Genomic DNA, 16,169 nt, shown 5'->3' on the forward strand with positions numbered 1-16,169 from the left:
CTCGCCCCACCCCCCGCCCGCTACGCCACGACCCGCCGCAGGGCGACCCGCCGCCGCCGGGTGCGTCCGGCGAGCGGCGCAGGTCGCGCCCGCGCCGATCGCCGTACGCACCAGGCGTCGGCGGTTCGCCCTGCGGCGGATCGTGTCGTAGCTGCCGGGAGGTGGGGCGAGGTAGTCCGAGGGCGGGGCGAGGATCACCGCGAGGGGGTCGTCGGGGGCGAGCTCCGGGTCGTCCGCCTCGTCGTCAAAGCGTGTGGTCAAGGCTTCTCCTCAGGTGGACGCGGAGCAGTTCGCGGGCCGCGTGGAGGTCGGCCTTGACGGTTCCTTCCTTACGTCCGGTCAGCACGGACACCTCCCGGATCGGCATGTCAGCGTAGTAGTGGAGGAGGATCGGGGTACGGAGGCGTTCGGGGAGGGACTGGACCAGCAGACGGACCGACGGGTCCGCCTGCTCCGTGTGGGAGTTGATCGCCGCCTCCGTCGTGGCCCGGCGCACCGCCCGCCGTTCGCGCTCCAGTTTGCGCCAGTGGTCCCGGACCAGGTTGGCCGCCGTGACGTAGAGGAATCCGCGCGGCTCCTCCACCCGGCTCCAGCGGGCCCAGAGCCGGGTGAAGGCCTCGGAGGCGATCTCGTGGGCCGTCTCGTCGTCGTCGACGAGACGGCGGCACCAGCCGGCCAGACGCGGGTAGAGGGCGGCGAACAGCTCGGACGCCGCCTTGTCTCGGGACCGTTTCAACGCTCTCCAACGTTCTCCATGGTCGGGGAAGCCTGCACCGTACCGGCGGGGTTCGGGCTCAGGACGACGTCGCGCTCAGGACGACGTCGCGCTCAGCCTCGCGAACACGATCACGTTGTCCCGGTACTCCTCGCCCTCCCTCGGACCCCCGCACGTGATCAGCCGCAGCTCCGGCCGGTCCACGTCCCCGTAGACGTCGTCCGCCGGAAAGTCCGCCTTGGCCACCGTCCGCACGGCACTGACCGTGAACTCCGCCGAGCTGCCGTCCTCCCTGCCGGCCACGATCCGGTCACCCCGGCGCAGCCGGCCCAGGTCGCGGAAGACTCCGTCCCCGTACTTGCCCACCGTGACATGGCCGAGGACGACCGAGGGGCCGACCTGACCCGGCGTCGGCGAGTGGCGGTACCAGCCCGCCCGGTCGTCGGCCGTGATCGGCGGCACCTCGACCGTGCCGTCCCGCGCCAGGCCCAGCCGGATGACCGGGGTGTCGACCTCGATCGCCGGGATCCGCAGACGGACGGGGGTCGAACGGCCCAGTGCGCGCGCCGAGTTCGGCGTGGCCGCCCCGGACCCATCCGCACCGGCCCCGTCCCCGTCTCTGCGGCGACGGGAACCCGGGGCCGCGTCGTCCTGTCGCCCCGCTCCCTCCTCCGCGCAACCCGCCAGCAGCGCGGCCAGCGTCGCCGTGGCGAACGCCCGCCTGGACAGGGGACGCGGGGCCGTCACCGGCCGCTTCACGCCCCGGTCGCCCGCCGACGCCGTACGACGAAGGCCGTCGCGCCGCCGGCGACCAGCACGGCCGCCGCGCCCGCGCCGAACAGTCCGGTCCGCCCGTCACCCGAGTCCGACGTGCCCGCCGTCTCACCGGTGTCGGGCGCTCCGGACGGTACGACGGAGACCTGGCCGCCACCGGGCGCCCGGGTCGGCTCGGCCGAGGGCATCGAGGTCTCCGACGGGTCGAAGGGGGCGGCGGTCGGCGGGCGGGTCGGTTCCGCGCTGGGCGTCGGGACGGCCGTCTCCGAGGGGACCGTGGCGGTCGGGCTGGGGACCGGGGTCGGGGAGGTGCCGCTGTCGGCGAGCGCGGGCGCGGCGGTCGCGAACAGGGCTGTGCAGGTGAGGGCCAGGGCGCTCAGGACGGTTCGGCGCATCGGTTCGTTCTCTTTCGTCGGTCCGCCCGGTACTGCCGTGCCGGGCGGGCTGGGTGACGGGTCGAGCGGAGAGACGACGCGGGGGTGGGGCGGGTTGTAAAGAGATGGCAAAGGCGTGTGGTGCGGCGGACGGTCATCAGGTCGCCTCGTCCCTGGCCTGCGCCTCAGTTCAAGTGGTGGGTGTCGTTGAGCGTTTGAACCGTGGCGGTGCCGTCCTCCGCGTAGGTCACCGTGGACAGCGAGGCCGCCGCGACTTCCATGCGGAACAAGGTGTGGGGCGGGGCCTGGAGGGCGAGGCGGATGAGGGTTCTCAGGGGTACGACGTGGGAGACGACCAGGATCGTGGCGCCGGCGTGCCGGGCCATGAGGGCGTCTCGTACGGCGGCGACCCGGCGGGCGACCTGGTGCATGGTCTCCTCCGCACCCGAGGGTGGGCTCTCGGGCGAGGCGAGCCATGCGCTCAGGTCTTCCGGGTGGCGTTCGCGTACCTCGGCGAAGGTCAGACCCTCCCAGGCGCCGAAGTCCGCCTCCCGAAGGTCCCGTTCGACCCGGACGCTCAGGCCGAGGCGCGCGGCCACGGCCTGAGCGGTCTCCTGGCAGCGCCGCATCGGGGACGTGACGACCGCCTCGATGCCGCCGCGGCGGGCGAGGGCGTCCGCCGCGGCCCGGGCCTGGCGGCGGCCGACCGGTGAGAGTCCCGGGTTGGAGCCTCCGCTGCCGGAGATCCGCCCTTCGGGGGTGAGCAGGGTCTCGCCGTGCCGCAGCAGTACGAGCGTCGTCACGTCACTCACCTCAAGACGCCACTCACTTCGAGTTCTGCGCGAAGTGGTCCCGTACGGCGTCGGTCTGCTTCTCCATGACGTCGATGATGCGCTCGACCACGTTCAGGTCGGCGTCCTCGGCGATCTCCAGGATCCTCGACCAGTCGAAGAAGCTGCGGGCCGGGTCGTTGGTGATGGGGAGTACCCGGATGGTGGCCTGGTAGCTGGCGACTCCGCTGGTCGGGGCGACGGCCCGGTACGACTGGGTCTTGTTGATCTCGTCGCGGGCGGCGATCTCCTGCTGGACGAGACGGCCGTTGAGCGTGAGCCTGAAGTCGTAGCGGGCCGGTACGGTCTCGGCCGAGCCGCCCTCCACCCAGCTGACGTCCCGGTGGATGTCCAGGTCGCCCGGAGAGACGATGTCGAGGATCTGCATGGCGTCGCGGACCGTCGCCCACACGGTGTCCGGGTCGGCGTCCAGGATCGTCGAGTGGTACATGGTGTGCTTGCGCTGGATCGGCATGGAGTGCTCCTAGCTCTTGGCGACGAGGTGGTTTCCGAGGATCAGGTAGTCGATCTCGGTGCCCATGAAGCAGTTCAGGGCGTCGGTGGGCGTGCAGACGATGGGTTCGCCGGCGACGTTGAACGAGGTGTTGATCAGGCAGGGCGTGCCGGTGAGTTCGATGAACCGCCGCAGCAGCGCCGTGAGCCGCGGGGTTCCCTCGTCCGTCAGGGTCTGGATCCGGGAGGTGCCGTCGACGTGTACGGCGCCGGGGATGCGGTCCCGGTACGCCTCGCGGACCGGGAAGACGAACGTCATGTACGGGGAACTGGTCTTGCGCCCCATGTCGAAGACGTCCGGCGCCTGCTCCTCCAGGACGAGGGGAGCGAACGGGCGGAAGGGTTCGCGGTGCTTGACCCGGGTGTTGATGATGTCCTTGATGTCGGCGAAGCCGGGGTTGGCGAGGATGCTGCGATGCCCCAGCGCGCGTGGCCCGTGCTCGACGCGGCCCTCGAACCAGCCGATGACGACCTTCTCCGTCAGCAGCTTCGCCACCCGCTCGATCACCTCGTCGTCGTCCAGGCGGGATACGACGACGCGGTCGGCGAAGCCTTCGAGGGCCTGCTCGATCGCTGCCTCGTCGTAGGCCGGGCCCAGATAGGGGGTGACCGGCGCGGAGGCGGCGAGGATGTCCGCGGGGCCGGTGCCGGGGTGGTCGAGCCAAGCGCGGGCGGCGGCCCCGATGGTGATGCCGGTGTCGGAGGCGCCGAAGCTGACCTGCATGTCCGCGAAGCGGGAGCCCTCGAACAGCGGGGTGTTGTTCAGGCAGTTCAGGGCGACGCCGCCTTCGAACAGCAGCCGGTCGAGATCCGTCCTCTTCTCCAGGTGGCCGACCTGGTGGGCGGTGGCGACGTTCAGCATCTGCTGCGCGGCCGCGGCGACGCGGGCCTTGTATCGGAGGGTGTCCTCGAAGGGGCCGAAGTACTCCTCGAACAGGGCGTCGTGGCTGTGGAGGTCGTCCGTCCGAAGGGGCTCGGTGAAGGTGTAGCGGCCGTCGTCGTGCAGCCGTAGCAGGTGGTCGACGAACGGGTTCGGAGTCGGCGGGTCGGCGTATCCGGCCAGGCCCATCACCTTGTACTCGTCGTTGTTGGGGACGAAGCCGAGGAAGCGGGTGATGGCGGAGAACAGGGTGCCGATGGAGTACTGGGCGCCGGTGACGGTGTCGTCGAAGACGGTGATCCTGCCGTCGCGGATCTCGCCGGTCAGCGTCGAGAAGCGTTCGGCGCGGCCGTCGCTGACGAGGAACGCGCAGTCCGTCATACCGGCGAGGTAGTAGCCGGTCGTGGCGTGGGCCAGGTGGTGCGGGACGAAGCGGACCTTGGCCGGGTCGGGGCGGTGCCCGGTGCGGGCCTCGAAGTCCGCGAGCATCGCCTCGTGGCTGACGACCTGGTCGAACAGGTCGGCCATGTCGGCCGTGAGGCGGGTCTTCGCCTCCCGCGACATCGGCGAGGTGCGGATGCCGTCCAGGATCTCTTCGCGGACCTGGGTGGACCAGTTCCAGGGGAAGGCGAACAGGTCGACGTCGTCGAACGTGATCCCGGCTTCCTCCAGGCACCAGTCGATCGCGTGTGCGGGGAAGTCGGTGGTCTTCTTCTCCCGGTTGAGGCGCTCTTCCTCCACCGCGGCGACCAGGCGGCCGTCGATCAGGAGTGCGGCGGCGGCGTCGTGGCCCAGGAGGTAGTGCTTGTTGATGCCGGTCGCGCCGAGGCGTTCGGAGAAGAACTCCGAGACCTGGCTGAAACCATTACATCCGAGAACGATCACGGGAATCTCTCTTGTTCTGGGGCTACTTGGCGATCAGCAGGTCGCGGAGCTTCTCCCCGGCGGCCGGCGCCTGGCACAGGCCGGCGCCGGTGAATCCGGCCGCGTACAGGAAGCGGCGGGCGGGGTGTGCGCCGATGAGGGCGGCGTTGTTCGGGCCGGCGTCGAAGTCGCCGCTCCACGCCCGATGCAGGCCGATGCCGTCCAACGCGGGGAACAGGGTGCCGAGATGGCCGGCGATCCGGCCGAGCCAGGCCTCGCGTGACTCGCCGGCCCTGGGCGCGCCCATGGCGAGGAGGATGCGGTCCTTCCACGAGCGGATCCGCAGTCCGGACGCGGCGTGCATCGTCATCGGCAGCTCGGCCGTCTCGGGCAGCTCGCGGTACGGGGAGGGCGGGATGTCGGTGAACAGCATCTCGATCGTGTGGGGCGTCAGCGGCAGGTCGACCGATGCCATGGCGGCCACCTCGCCGGACCACGGCCCGGCCGTGCACACGATGCCGTCCGCCCTGATGCTGCCCAGCGGGGTGTGCACGGTGTTGTCGTCGTCGATGCGGGTGACGGGGGTGTGCGTGAAGAGGCGGGCGCCGTGGTTGCGGGCAGCGGCGGCGTAGCCGCGCACGATGTCGAGGCCGTCCACGTGGTACGCCTCCGCGGACCAGGCGGCGGCCAGGACGGCGCGCTCGTCGACCAGCGGGTTGAGCTCGGCCGCTTGGCGCGCGCTGACCAGGTCGACCTGGACGCCGGCGGCCTGCTGGGCCGGGCGGTCGGCCTCGAAGTCGGCGATCTGCTGTTCGTCGGTGAACAGCGCCAGGAACCCCAGCCGCTTCAGGGCGAGGGGGGCCGCGGTGCGGCGGGCGAAGTCGTGGTAGGCGTTCAGGCTGTGTACGGCCATCTGGCCGGTGCGGGGGGCGCCGGGGAAGTAGGTGCGGACCATGCCGGCCGTGTGGGCGGACGCGCCGCCGCCGAGGCTTCCGCGTTCCAGCAGCACGGTGTCCACGCCGGCTTCGGCGAGGTGGTGGGCGGCGGAGGTACCGATCACTCCCCCGCCGATGACGACGGCGTCGGCGCGGGCGGGCAGGACGCTCACGACTACACGCCCGCCTTGGCGGCCTGCTGACGCAGGTGGTCCCCGGTCTCCCACGGGTACAGCTGGAGGTTCCAGCCGCCGAGGCAGTTGATGTAGAGGGCCATCTGGCTGGTGACGGCGTAGAAGTCGTCCCGGTCGAGGCGGTCGAGGACGTCGAGGAAGCGCTGGGTGAAGCCCCACAGCTTCTCCAGACCGCAGTAGCCGAGGAACTCGGCGGGGACACCGACCAGCAGGCGGGTCATACGGACGAGGGAGTCCATGGGCATGTCCTGCACGGCGGCGCGGACGAGCCCGCCGTAGGAGGCGTAACCCAGCGGCCGGGTCTCGCCGTTGACGAACAGCAGGGTGGGCAGGACGGTGCCGAAGTTGCCCGCCCCAGAGGGGATGACGCCCTGGTGGAGGTCGTCCAGCTCGGCGGGCGGCGCGAGCCAGATCTTCTCGGTCTCGGCGTAGATGTCGGCGATGAGGTGGCTGGCGGCCGTGTTGGTGGCGTGGAGCATCGGGACGCGGTGGCCGCCCGGCTCGCCCGCGCGGCGGACCTCGGCGAGGATCTGCTTCTTCGTGGAGTAGACGGCGTCCCAGATCGCGGCTCCGGCCTCGCGCAGTGCGGGCATGTCCGCCGCACGGATCTGGCCGACCGGGGTGGCGGGCATCGGCTCGGTCAGGGTGCCGTACTTGATGCCCAGGTGCTGCAGACCGGAGCAGAACACGGTGCCGTCGGGGGCCTCGCGGCGGTCGGGGATCCGGGTGGTGTGGGGGGTGTGCAGCAGCGTGGGGATCGGCGCCACGTGGTAGAGGTGCTCTCCCGCGATGAGGGCGTGTCCCTGGAGGCTCTGGTACGGCAGGGAGTCCCACAGGGCCTCGGCGAGTGCCGGGTTGCGGTCGTCGAGGTCGGCGGTGACCGTGATGCCGAGGTCGGGCCAGGAGATCTCGATCTGGCGGGCAGGCAGCTTCTCGGACAAGGCTTTCCCCGTTCGTTGGTTCGGCTTGTCCGAGGAGTCCATCGCCAACAGGCGTATTCCAGCCAGGCGTTGAAAACATGAAACCTTGATCGGCCAGAAGCCCACGGTTTGTGGGTTTCTACGGAACCGCAGCTCAGGGCGAGTTGGACAAGCGCACAAGGGGAGAAGCCGACGAGGCCCCCGGGCCGCGTATCGAGACATCTGACGTCCCGACACGGCGGCCCAGAGGCCTCGTTCACAGGGGTGCCCGGTCTGCCGGGCGCGCTCTCAGTAGTCGACGCGGTCGGACTTGGCCAGCCACGCGTCGAACGGCGCCGTACGGTTCGGCGTCTCCACGCGCTCGATGGCCATCGGCCACAGCTCCGCGGGCCGCTTCTCGAACAGGTCGTAGAACTTGCGGTCGTCGAAACCGGCCACCGCGGCGTCATCGCGGTCGGCGGCGAAGATGATCCGGTCGACCCGGGCCCACAGCGCGGAGGACAGACACATCGGGCACGGCTCGCACGACGTGACCAGGACGCAGCCCTCCAGCGAGAAGGTGCCCAGCTTCTGGCAGGCGGCACGGATCGCGCTCACCTCGCCGTGGGCCGTCGGGTCCAGGTTCGACGTGACCTTGTTGTTCCCGATCGCGACGATCTCGCCGTCCTTGGCGATCAGTGCGCCGAACGGACCGCCGCCGCTTTGCACACTGCTGACGGCGAGGCCGATGGCCTCCTCCATCCAGACGCGCTCGGTCTCCTCGACGGACGTTTCCTGGGTGTACGCGGTCACGGTCGCTCCTTCGCTTATGGGCCACTCCCAGCGCAAGTACACCCGTCGGGCCCCGTCGGGGGTCAGTCACCGAAACCATGAAGGAGTCCACTGGTCGGCTGACACCGCTTGTAGATTCGTATGAACGGCGAACGACTCAGTTCGCCCCGGTCTCGAAGGTGCGCAGCAGATCGGCGGCGACGCTCACGGCGATGGTCGCGGGCTCCTTGCCGGTGATGTCGGCCAGCCCGATCGGGGTCTTGATCCGGTCGATGGTGGCGTCGTCGTGACCGCCCTCCGTGGACAGGCGCTTACGGAACCGTACCCACTTCGCCGCCGACCCGATCAGCCCGATGGAGCCCAGGTGGTCGGTGCGCAGGGCGGCGTCGCACAGGGCGGCGTCCTCGGCGTGATCGTGGGTCATGATCAGGACGTGGGTGCCGCGCGGCAGCTCCTCCAGCACTTCCTCGGGCAGCAGCGGCGTGTGGTGCACATGCACCTGCGCGACCGCGTCCGCGAGCACGTCGAGCCGTTCCTCGGTGAGGATGTCGGAGCGGGAGTCGATCAGATGGAGGTCGAGGTCCTGACGTGCGAGGATGCGCGCCAGTTCCAGGCCGACGTGCCCGACGCCGAAGATCGCCACCGCGTTCACCACGGGCAGCGGTTCGAGCAGCACCTGGACCGTGCCGCCGCAGCACTGCACGCCGTGCTGGTTGGTCACCTTGTCGTTCAGGGCGAAGTCGATCAGCTCCGGCTCCGGCTTGGCCGCGGCGATCATCTCCCGGGCCCGGTCGATCGCGACGGCCTCGACGTTGCCGCCGCCGATCGAGCCCCATGTCCCGTTCCGCCCCACGACGAGCTTGGCGCCGGCGTCGCGCGGGGCGTGGCCGCGCACGGTCGCGACGGTCACGAGGACGCCGGTCTCCCGGCGTGCCCGCAACCGCGCGACCGCGGCGATCCATGTCATGTCAGGCACCGCTCAGCGCCGCTACGTCGGTCCGGACCTGGTCGGCGGCGCCCTCGCGGGCCTCCTGGATCGCCCAGTACACCGCTTCCGGCGTCGCCGGCGAGGCCAGATCGACGCTGACGCCGCTCGGCCCGAACGCGGCGGCGGCCTGCCGCAGCGCCTCGCGCACCGAGAACGCCAGCATCAGCGGAGGCTCGCCCACGGCCTTGGAGCCGTAGACCGCGCCCTCCTCCGTGGCGTTCTCCAGCAGCGTGACGTTGAACTCCTCGGGCATCTCGGAGAAGCTCGGCAGCTTGTACGTGCTCGCCGCCTGGGTCTGCAGCCGGCCGCGGTGCGGCCCGTCGCTGGTGTCCCAGCGCAGGTCCTCCAGCGTCAGCCAGCCCGCGCCCTGCACGAAGCCGCCCTCGACCTGCCCGATGTCGATCATCGGGGAGAGGCTCTCGCCGACGTCGTGCACGATGTCCACGCGCCGGATCCGGTACGCACCCGTGAACCCGTCGACCTCCACCTCGGTCGCCGCGGCCCCGTACGCGAAGTACTTGAACGGGGTGCCGCGGAAAGTCTTCACATCCCAGTGCAGCCCCTCGGTCCGGTAGAACCCGGCCGCCGACAGCTGTACCCGCTGGAAGTACGCGGTGTGCACCAGCTCGTCCCAGGCCAGCTCCTTGTCGCTGCCCAGGGCGCGTGCCACGCCCTCGACGATGCGTACGTCGGAGGCGTTGACGCCCAGCCGGGAGGCGGCCACCTGCAGCAGCCGCCCGCGCAGCTGCTCGCAGGCGTTCTTGATGGCCCCGCCGTTGAGGTCCGCACCCGAACTGGCCGCCGTGGCCGAGGTGTTGGGCACCTTGTCGGTGCGCGTCGGGGCGAGGCGGACCTTGTGCGCCGGGATGCCCAGGGTGGTCGCGGCCACCTGGATCATCTTGGTGTGCAGGCCCTGGCCCATCTCGGTGCCGCCGTGGTTGATCAGGACGGAGCCGTCCTTGTAGATCAGCACCAGCGCGCCGCCCTGGTTGAAGGCGGTCAGGTTGAACGAGATACCGAACTTGATGCCGGTGATCGCGAGCGCCCGCTTGGTGTGCGGGTGCGCGGCGTTGAACGCGGCGATCTCCCGCTTGCGGTCGGCGATCCCGCCGTTGTCCTGGACCTCCCGCCAGACGGTGGAGATCCGCTCGGCCTGGGTGACCGGCTGCCCGTACGGCGTCGTCTGGCCCTGACCCGGCTGATAGAAGTTGCGCTCGCGCAGCTCCATGGGGTCGAGGCCGAGCTGCGGCGCGACGCGGCCGAGGATGTCCTCGATCACCAGCATGCCCTGCGGTCCGCCGAAGCCGCGGAAGGCGGTGTTGGAGACCGTGTTGGTCTTGGCGATGCGACCGGCGACCCGCGCGTTGGGGATCCAGTACGTGTTGTCGATGTGACACAGCGCGCGGGCGAGCACCGGCTCGGACAGGTCCAGGCTCCAGCCGCCGTCCGCGGTCAGCGTGGCGTCGAGGGCCTGGATACGGCCGTCGGCGTCGAAGCCGATCTTCCACGAGGCGTGGAAGCCGTGCCGCTTGCCGGACATGGTCAGGTCCTGCGTCCGGTTGAGCCGGAAGCGGACCGGGCGGCCGGTGAGCTTGGCGCCGAGCGCGGCGACGGCCGCGAACCCGTGCGGCTGCATCTCCTTGCCGCCGAAGCCGCCGCCCATCCGCAGGCACTGCACGGTCACCTCGTGCGCGGGCACCCCGAGCACGTGGGAGACGATCTCCTGGGTCTCCGAGGGGTGCTGGGTGCTGCTCTGAATGAAGATCTGGCCGTTCTCGTCGACCTGGGCGAGGGAGGCGTGGGTCTCCAGGTAGAAGTGCTCCTGCCCGGCGAACTGGAACTCGCCGGTGAACACGTGCGCGGAGTCGGCGAAGCCGGCGTCGATGTCGCCGGTCTCCATCAGCGGCCGGGCGCCGTGGTAGCTCTCGGCCGCCATCGCGTCCTGCAGCGTGATCAGCGCGGGCTGCTCGTCGAGCTCGACCTCGACGGCCGCGGCACCGAGCCGGGCCGCCTCCAGGGTCTCGCCGAGCACCCAGGCGACCGCGTGGCCGTGGAACATGACCTCGTCGGGGAAGAGCGGCTCGTCGTGCTTCATGCCGGCGTCGTTGACGCCGGGCACGTCGGCTCCGGTCAGCACCCGGACCACGCCGGGCACGTCGAGCGCGGGCTCGGTGTTCAGCCGGGTGATCCGGCCGTGGGCCTTCATGACCTGCACCGGGTAGGCGTGCAGGACGTCCTTGGTGCGGTGGATCAGGTCGTCGGTGTAGAGCGCGGTGCCGGTGACGTGCTGGAAGGCACTCTCGTGCGGCATGGAGACGCCGACGACCGGCTTCTCGGGACGCTCGGACAGATGACTCATGACGACACCGCCTCGGTGGTCTGTGCGTGCAGCTTCTTGAGGCTCTGGCCGAGCATCGCGGAGCGGTAGAGGGAGCTGGCGCGATGGTCCTCCATCGGCGTGCCCTCGCCGCGCAGCACCCGGGCCGCCGCCTCTACAGTCTCCGCCGACCAGGGCCTGCCTTCCAGGGCGGCCTCGGTGGCGAGGGCGCGGATCGGGGTGGCGGCCACGCCGCCCAGGCCGATCCGTGCCGTGCGGACGATCCCGTCCTCGATGTCGAGCGCGAAGGCGACCGCCACGCTGGAGATGTCGTCGAAACGCCGCTTGGCGATCTTGTGGAAGGCGGTGACCGGCGACAGCGGCAGCGGGATGCGCACCGCGCGGATCAGCTCGCCGGGACGGCGCACGCTCTGCCGGTAGCCGGTGAAGTACTCGGCGAGCGGGACCTCGCGCTCACCGTCGGCGTCGACGAGCACCAGCGACGCCTCCAGGGCGAGCAGCACCGGCGGGCTGTCACCGATGGGCGAGCCGGTCCCGAGGTTGCCGCCGAGGGTGGCGCCGTTGCGGATGAGCCGGGAGGCGAACTGCGGGAACAGCTCGGCCAGCAGCGGGACTTGGCCGTCGAGCCTGCGCTCGATCTCGGTGAGCGTCAGCGCCGCCCCGATCTCGATGTGGTCGGACTCGACGCGCAGCTCCCGCAGTTCGGGCAGCCGGTCGATGGCGACCACGCAACCCTCCCGGCGGGAGCGGATGTTCACCTCGACGCCGTAGTCGGTGGAGCCGGCCACCACCACCGCGTCGGGCCGCTCACGCAGCACCCGCAGCGTCTCGGCCAGGGTGTCCTTCCGCAGGAACGTGCTGTCGTCCCGGGCGTATTCGGTGGCGACCGGTGCGGGCGGGGCCTGCTCGCGGCGCTGTGCGAGGGGGTCCTCGTCGGTGGGTTCCCCTACGGCGAACGCGGCATCGCGGATCGGGCGGTAGCCGGTGCAACGGCACAGGTTTCCGCTCAGCGCGTGCAGGTCGAAGCCGTTCGGACCGTGCTCGGCGTCGGCGTGGGCCTCGGCACCGTCGGCCGGGTCCGCGTGCGCGCAGCGGTCGGGCCGGTAGTACTCCGCGGCCATGCTGCAGACGAAACCCGGCGTGCAGTAGCCGCACTGGGAGCCGCCGCGGACCGCCATCTCCTCCTGCACCGGGTGCAGGGCGGGCGGCGTGCCGTCCTCGCCGACGGTGGCGAGGCCTTCGGAGGTGATGACCTCCTGGCCGTCGAGCGCCGCGGCCGGGACCAGACAGGCGTTGACCGCCACCCAGTCGGTGGGCTTGTTCACCCCGGGCCGGGCCACCAGGACCGAACAGGCGCCGCACTCACCCTCGGCGCAGCCCTCCTTGGTGCCGGTGAGGCCGCGCTCGCGCAGAAAATCCAGCACGGTGGCGTGGGGCGCAGCCGGTGAGATCGGTGTTTCTTTCCCGTTGACCGTGATCCGCGCCTCTGTCATGACAGGCCTTCGTTTCGCAGCGTGACAGGTCGATTCATGATGTTCGCCAATTTCAGGCAGCTTTCTGTGTTCAGACGCGCCACGTGAGAAGAGCGGGCGCACGACGGCACGCAGCAGCGACGTGCCGGAAGGTGGTGACGGGAAACCCCGGATGTGCCACGAGCGGGCACGTCAGAACGGCGTACTCAGCAGCCGTGCGCGATGCGACCCGGAACCCAGACCGTGAGCTGGGCGAGGCGACCAAGATCAGAGGTGGTGTTCATCCGCCGGTCGCCTCCTTTCGGTGATTTGGGTCGACGTTCTCCGCAAATTAGTGGCCGGGGCAAGCGAGGTCAAGGGGTCGACGCCGGTATCTCGAACAGACGGACCGGCGAGATCACACTCATGAACTCGAATCACGTACACGACTATTGACGCGCACACAACAGCCCTCATACGTTCCGGACGAGCGCCCGAGAAAGCGCTTTCCCTCTCTGTCCTGCCACACATCTGCCCTGCCACAACAGAAGGGTCACTCCCATGTACCCGAGAGCAGTCAGGCACCCGAGAGCAGCCCGCAGTATCGGGCCGGCCCGCGCCTCCCGCGCACCCCTCGCCGCCGTCGCCTCCGGCACCCTCCTGGCCACCGCCCTCGTCGCGCTCACCGGCGCTCCCGCCGAGGCCGCGACCACCCGCTACGAGGCCGAGACCGCCCCGGCGATCTGCACCGGCACCATCGACTCGGACTGGTCCGGCTACTCCGGCACCGGGTTCTGCAACGGCACCAACGCCACCGGCGCCCACGCCCAGTTCACCGTGAACGCCCCGGCCGCCGGCACGGCGACGCTCCACGTCCGCTTCGCCAACGGCGCCACCACCGCCCGCCCCGCCTCCCTGGTCGTCAACGGCACCACCGTGCAGACACCGTCCTTCGAGGGCACGGGCGCCTGGTCGACCTGGGCGACCAAGAGCCTGACCATGTCCCTGAACGCGGGCAGCAACACGATCCGGCTCGACCCGACCACCGCGGCGGGCCTGCCGAACCTCGACCGCGTCGAGGTGGAGACGGGCGACACGACGCCCGCGCCGACCGGCCCGGTCCTGTACGTGGCCCCGAACGGCACCGACGGCGCGGCCGGCACGGAGTCGGCACCCACGACGCTGACCTCGGCGATCGGCCGTATCTCCGCGGGCGGCACGATCTACCTGCGCGGCGGGACGTACAACCACTCCTCGACGGTCACCATCCCGGCGGGCAACAACGGCACCGCGAGCGCCCGCACGAAACTGTCCGCGTACCCGGGTGAGCGGCCGGTGCTGAACTTCTCGGCGCAGAGCGAGAGTTCGTCGAACCGCGGGCTGCAGGTGATGGGCTCGTACTGGCACGTCCACGGCATCGTCGTCGAGCGGGCCGGGGACAACGGCATCTACGTCGGCGGCAGCGACAACGTCATCGAGCGCACCGTCACCCGCTTCAACCGGGACACGGGCCTGCAGCTCGGGCGGATCGCCTCCAGCACCCCCAAGGACCAGTGGCCCTCCGACAACCTCATCGTGAGCGCCGAGTCGCACGACAACGCCGACTCCGACGGCGAGGACGCCGACGGCTTCGCCGCGAAACTCACGACCGGCACCGGCAACGTCTTCCGGCACACCGTCGCGCACAACAACATCGACGACGGCTGGGACCTCTACACCAAGCCCGACACGGGGGCCATCGGACCGGTGACCATCGAGGACTCCCTCGCCTACGAAAACGGCACCCTCAGCGACGGCTCCCAGGCCGGCAACGGCGACCGCAACGGCTACAAGCTCGGCGGCGAGGACATCGCGGTCAACCACGTCGTCCGGCGCAGCATCGCCTACGACAACGGCAAGCACGGGTTCACGTACAACAGCAACCCGGGCACGATGACGGTCTCGAACAACGTCAGCGTCGACAACGCCCAGCGCAACTTCAACTTCGACGACGGCACGTCCGTGTTCCGGGACAACACCTCGTGCCGCAGCGGCAGCGGCACCAACGACCGGATCATCGGCGACTCCGACAGCTCCAACCAGTTCTGGTCCGGCACCAACGGCTCCCGGTGCTCGTCGTACAGCGGCGCCCTGGGCTGGTCCTTCGCCTCGGACGGACGCCTGGTGGTGACCTTCGGCGGGCGTGTGGTGACGCTCTGACCGACCTCTGAGGCGTGACCCGCCCGGCCCACGATCGCGGCACAGGCCGGGCGGGTACGTCACCTGCGGTGCCTCTTCGGTCGCTCTTCCGGCATACGGAGGTTTCGAACACCGGCCGCACGGAGGATCGTTACGGACATGGCAGAGCAGCGATTCGACGTGTGGGCCTCGGGAGCCGCCTACGAGCGGTACATGGGCCGGTGGAGCCGGGTCGTCGCGCGGGAGTTCCTCGCGTGGCTGGCCCGCGCGGACGGGCTGCGCTGGCTGGACGTGGGGTGCGGCACGGGGGTGCTGTCGGCGGAGGTGGCGGCGCGTCACCGGCCCCGGGCGGTGGTGGGCTGCGACCGCTCCGAGGGGTTCGTGAGCGCTGCCGCACGGGTGACGACCCCGGCCTCCGGTACCGGTTCGCCGCACTACCTGGTGGCGGACGCCCTCGCCCTGCCCGTCCACGACGGCGCCTTCGACGTGGCGGTCAGCGCCCTGACTCTGAACTTCCTGCCCGAACCGTCCGTCGGCGTGAGCGAGTTGACCCGATCGGTCAGGGTCGGCGGCCTCGTCGCGGCGTATGTCTGGGACTACGGCGACGGTATGGACCTCCTCCGCCACTTCTGGTCCGCCGCCGCCGAGGCCGACCCGGCCGCCGCCGCGCTGGACGAGGGCCGCCGCTTCCGGGACTGGCGCCCCGGGCCGCTCCACAGCCTGTGGACGGGCGCGGGACTCGCCGACGTGTCGACGACGCCGATCGGGGTGCCCACGGTCTTCGCCGACTTCGCCGACCTGTGGGACCCGTTCCTGTCCGGTCAGGGCCCCGCCCCTGGCTACGTCGCCTCCCTGGCCCCGGCCGCCCGCGACCGACTGCGCGAGACCCTGCGCGCGAGGCTCCCCGTCGCGCCGGACGGATCCGTCCCGCTCAGGGCACGGGCCTGGGCGGTACGAGGGGTGCGGGGGGTCCGTCCGTGACGTCAGCCGGCGGCGCCGAGCCAGTACCCGAACCCGCGGCGCGTATGGATCAGGGCCGGTTCCCCGGGGTCGCCGTCCACCTTGCGGCGCAGCCGCGAGACGAGCTTCTCGATCGCCTCGTTGGCCCGGAAGTCCTCCCAGACATGCCGGCTGATCTGCTCCTTCGACAGCACGCACCCGGCGTGGACCAGCAGATGGCGCAGCAGGCGGTACTCGGCGGGGGTGAGGTCGAGGGGGCGGGGGCCGCGACGGGCCCGGCAGGTGGCGTCGTCCAGGACCAGGTCGCCGTAACGGGGCGGAGTCGGCTGCCGTTCCGGGCGCCTGCGCCGCAGCAGGACGTCGACCCGGGCGAGGACCTCGGCGATCCGCAGCGGCTTGGTGACGTAGTCCTTCTCGCCCGGGCCGAGTTCGGGGACCAGGCGGTGGAGGGAGTCGCAGGTGGTGAGGAAGAGCAGCGGAGGGT

The 16,169-nt window shown here is 70.9% G+C and carries 14 protein-coding genes and 2 pseudogenes; 2 read left to right on the forward strand and 14 right to left on the reverse strand.

Annotated elements, in window-relative coordinates; genetic code table 11:
* The 13 genes and pseudogenes from L0P92_RS31855 to L0P92_RS31915 all read right to left on the reverse strand — a co-directional run.
* Positions 1-261, reverse strand: a pseudogene (locus L0P92_RS31855) (hypothetical protein); the annotation flags it as partial.
* Complete coding sequence (locus L0P92_RS31860; protein WP_234766524.1) at positions 245-736, reverse strand: RNA polymerase sigma factor; 492 nt, start codon at positions 734-736, stop codon at positions 245-247. The pseudogene L0P92_RS31855 and the gene L0P92_RS31860, both read right to left, overlap by 17 nt.
* A 75-nt stretch (positions 737-811) precedes the next feature.
* Positions 812-1,462, reverse strand: coding sequence for a class F sortase (locus L0P92_RS31865; protein ID WP_234766525.1), 651 nt, complete (start codon positions 1,460-1,462; stop codon positions 812-814).
* Between the two features lie 8 nt (positions 1,463-1,470).
* A complete protein-coding gene (locus L0P92_RS31870) occupies positions 1,471-1,884 on the reverse strand; it encodes a Tat pathway signal sequence domain protein (RefSeq protein ID WP_234766526.1) in 414 nt (137 codons plus the stop codon).
* A 164-nt stretch (positions 1,885-2,048) separates the two neighbouring features.
* Positions 2,049-2,663: pseudogene (locus tag L0P92_RS31875) on the reverse strand (histidine phosphatase family protein); the annotation flags it as partial.
* Positions 2,664-2,688: 25 nt separating this feature from the next.
* Complete coding sequence (locus L0P92_RS31880) at positions 2,689-3,168, reverse strand: SRPBCC family protein (RefSeq protein ID WP_234766527.1); 480 nt, start codon at positions 3,166-3,168, stop codon at positions 2,689-2,691.
* Between the two features lie 9 nt (positions 3,169-3,177).
* Entirely contained in the window at positions 3,178-4,971 is a 1,794-nt protein-coding gene (locus L0P92_RS31885) for a carbamoyltransferase family protein (RefSeq protein ID WP_234766528.1), read from the reverse strand.
* A gap of 22 nt (positions 4,972-4,993) precedes the next feature.
* The gene (locus tag L0P92_RS31890) at positions 4,994-6,058 is read right to left on the reverse strand and encodes an NAD(P)/FAD-dependent oxidoreductase (protein ID WP_234766529.1); all 1,065 of its coding nucleotides are present in this window, start codon (positions 6,056-6,058) and stop codon (positions 4,994-4,996) included.
* Between the two features lie 2 nt (positions 6,059-6,060).
* A complete protein-coding gene (locus L0P92_RS31895; RefSeq protein ID WP_234766530.1) occupies positions 6,061-7,020 on the reverse strand; it encodes a cucumopine synthase-related protein in 960 nt (319 codons plus the stop codon).
* 267 nt (positions 7,021-7,287) lie between these two features.
* Positions 7,288-7,791 carry a nucleoside deaminase gene (locus L0P92_RS31900; RefSeq protein ID WP_234766531.1) on the reverse strand — a complete coding sequence of 168 codons (504 nt, stop codon included), beginning with the start codon at positions 7,789-7,791 and terminating at the stop codon, positions 7,288-7,290.
* 136 nt (positions 7,792-7,927) lie between these two features.
* On the reverse strand, positions 7,928-8,737 hold the full coding sequence (xdhC, locus tag L0P92_RS31905; RefSeq protein ID WP_234766532.1) for a xanthine dehydrogenase accessory protein XdhC: 810 nt from the start codon (positions 8,735-8,737) through the stop codon (positions 7,928-7,930).
* 1 nt (position 8,738) lies between these two features.
* A complete protein-coding gene (gene xdhB, locus L0P92_RS31910; RefSeq protein WP_234766533.1) occupies positions 8,739-11,117 on the reverse strand; it encodes a xanthine dehydrogenase molybdopterin binding subunit in 2,379 nt (792 codons plus the stop codon).
* Positions 11,114-12,589: a xanthine dehydrogenase small subunit gene (locus L0P92_RS31915; RefSeq protein ID WP_234766534.1), complete on the reverse strand. Its 1,476-nt coding sequence runs from the start codon at positions 12,587-12,589 to the stop codon at positions 11,114-11,116. The genes xdhB and L0P92_RS31915 overlap by 4 nt, the downstream gene beginning before the upstream one ends.
* 519 nt (positions 12,590-13,108) lie before the next feature.
* Between L0P92_RS31915 and L0P92_RS31920 the strand changes: the two genes are divergently transcribed.
* Positions 13,109-14,746, forward strand: a complete 1,638-nt coding sequence (locus L0P92_RS31920; RefSeq protein ID WP_234766535.1) for a right-handed parallel beta-helix repeat-containing protein — start codon at positions 13,109-13,111, stop codon at positions 14,744-14,746.
* Between the two features lie 138 nt (positions 14,747-14,884).
* A complete protein-coding gene (locus L0P92_RS31925; protein ID WP_234766536.1) occupies positions 14,885-15,706 on the forward strand; it encodes a class I SAM-dependent methyltransferase in 822 nt (273 codons plus the stop codon).
* 2 nt (positions 15,707-15,708) lie between these two features.
* Here the strand turns inward: L0P92_RS31925 and L0P92_RS31930 are convergent.
* A partial coding sequence (locus tag L0P92_RS31930) for a response regulator transcription factor (protein WP_234766537.1) occupies positions 15,709-16,169 on the reverse strand: 461 nt, incomplete at its 5' end.

The organism is Streptomyces muensis (assembly GCF_021474425.1).
GTDB lineage: Bacteria > Actinomycetota > Actinomycetes > Streptomycetales > Streptomycetaceae > Streptomyces > Streptomyces muensis.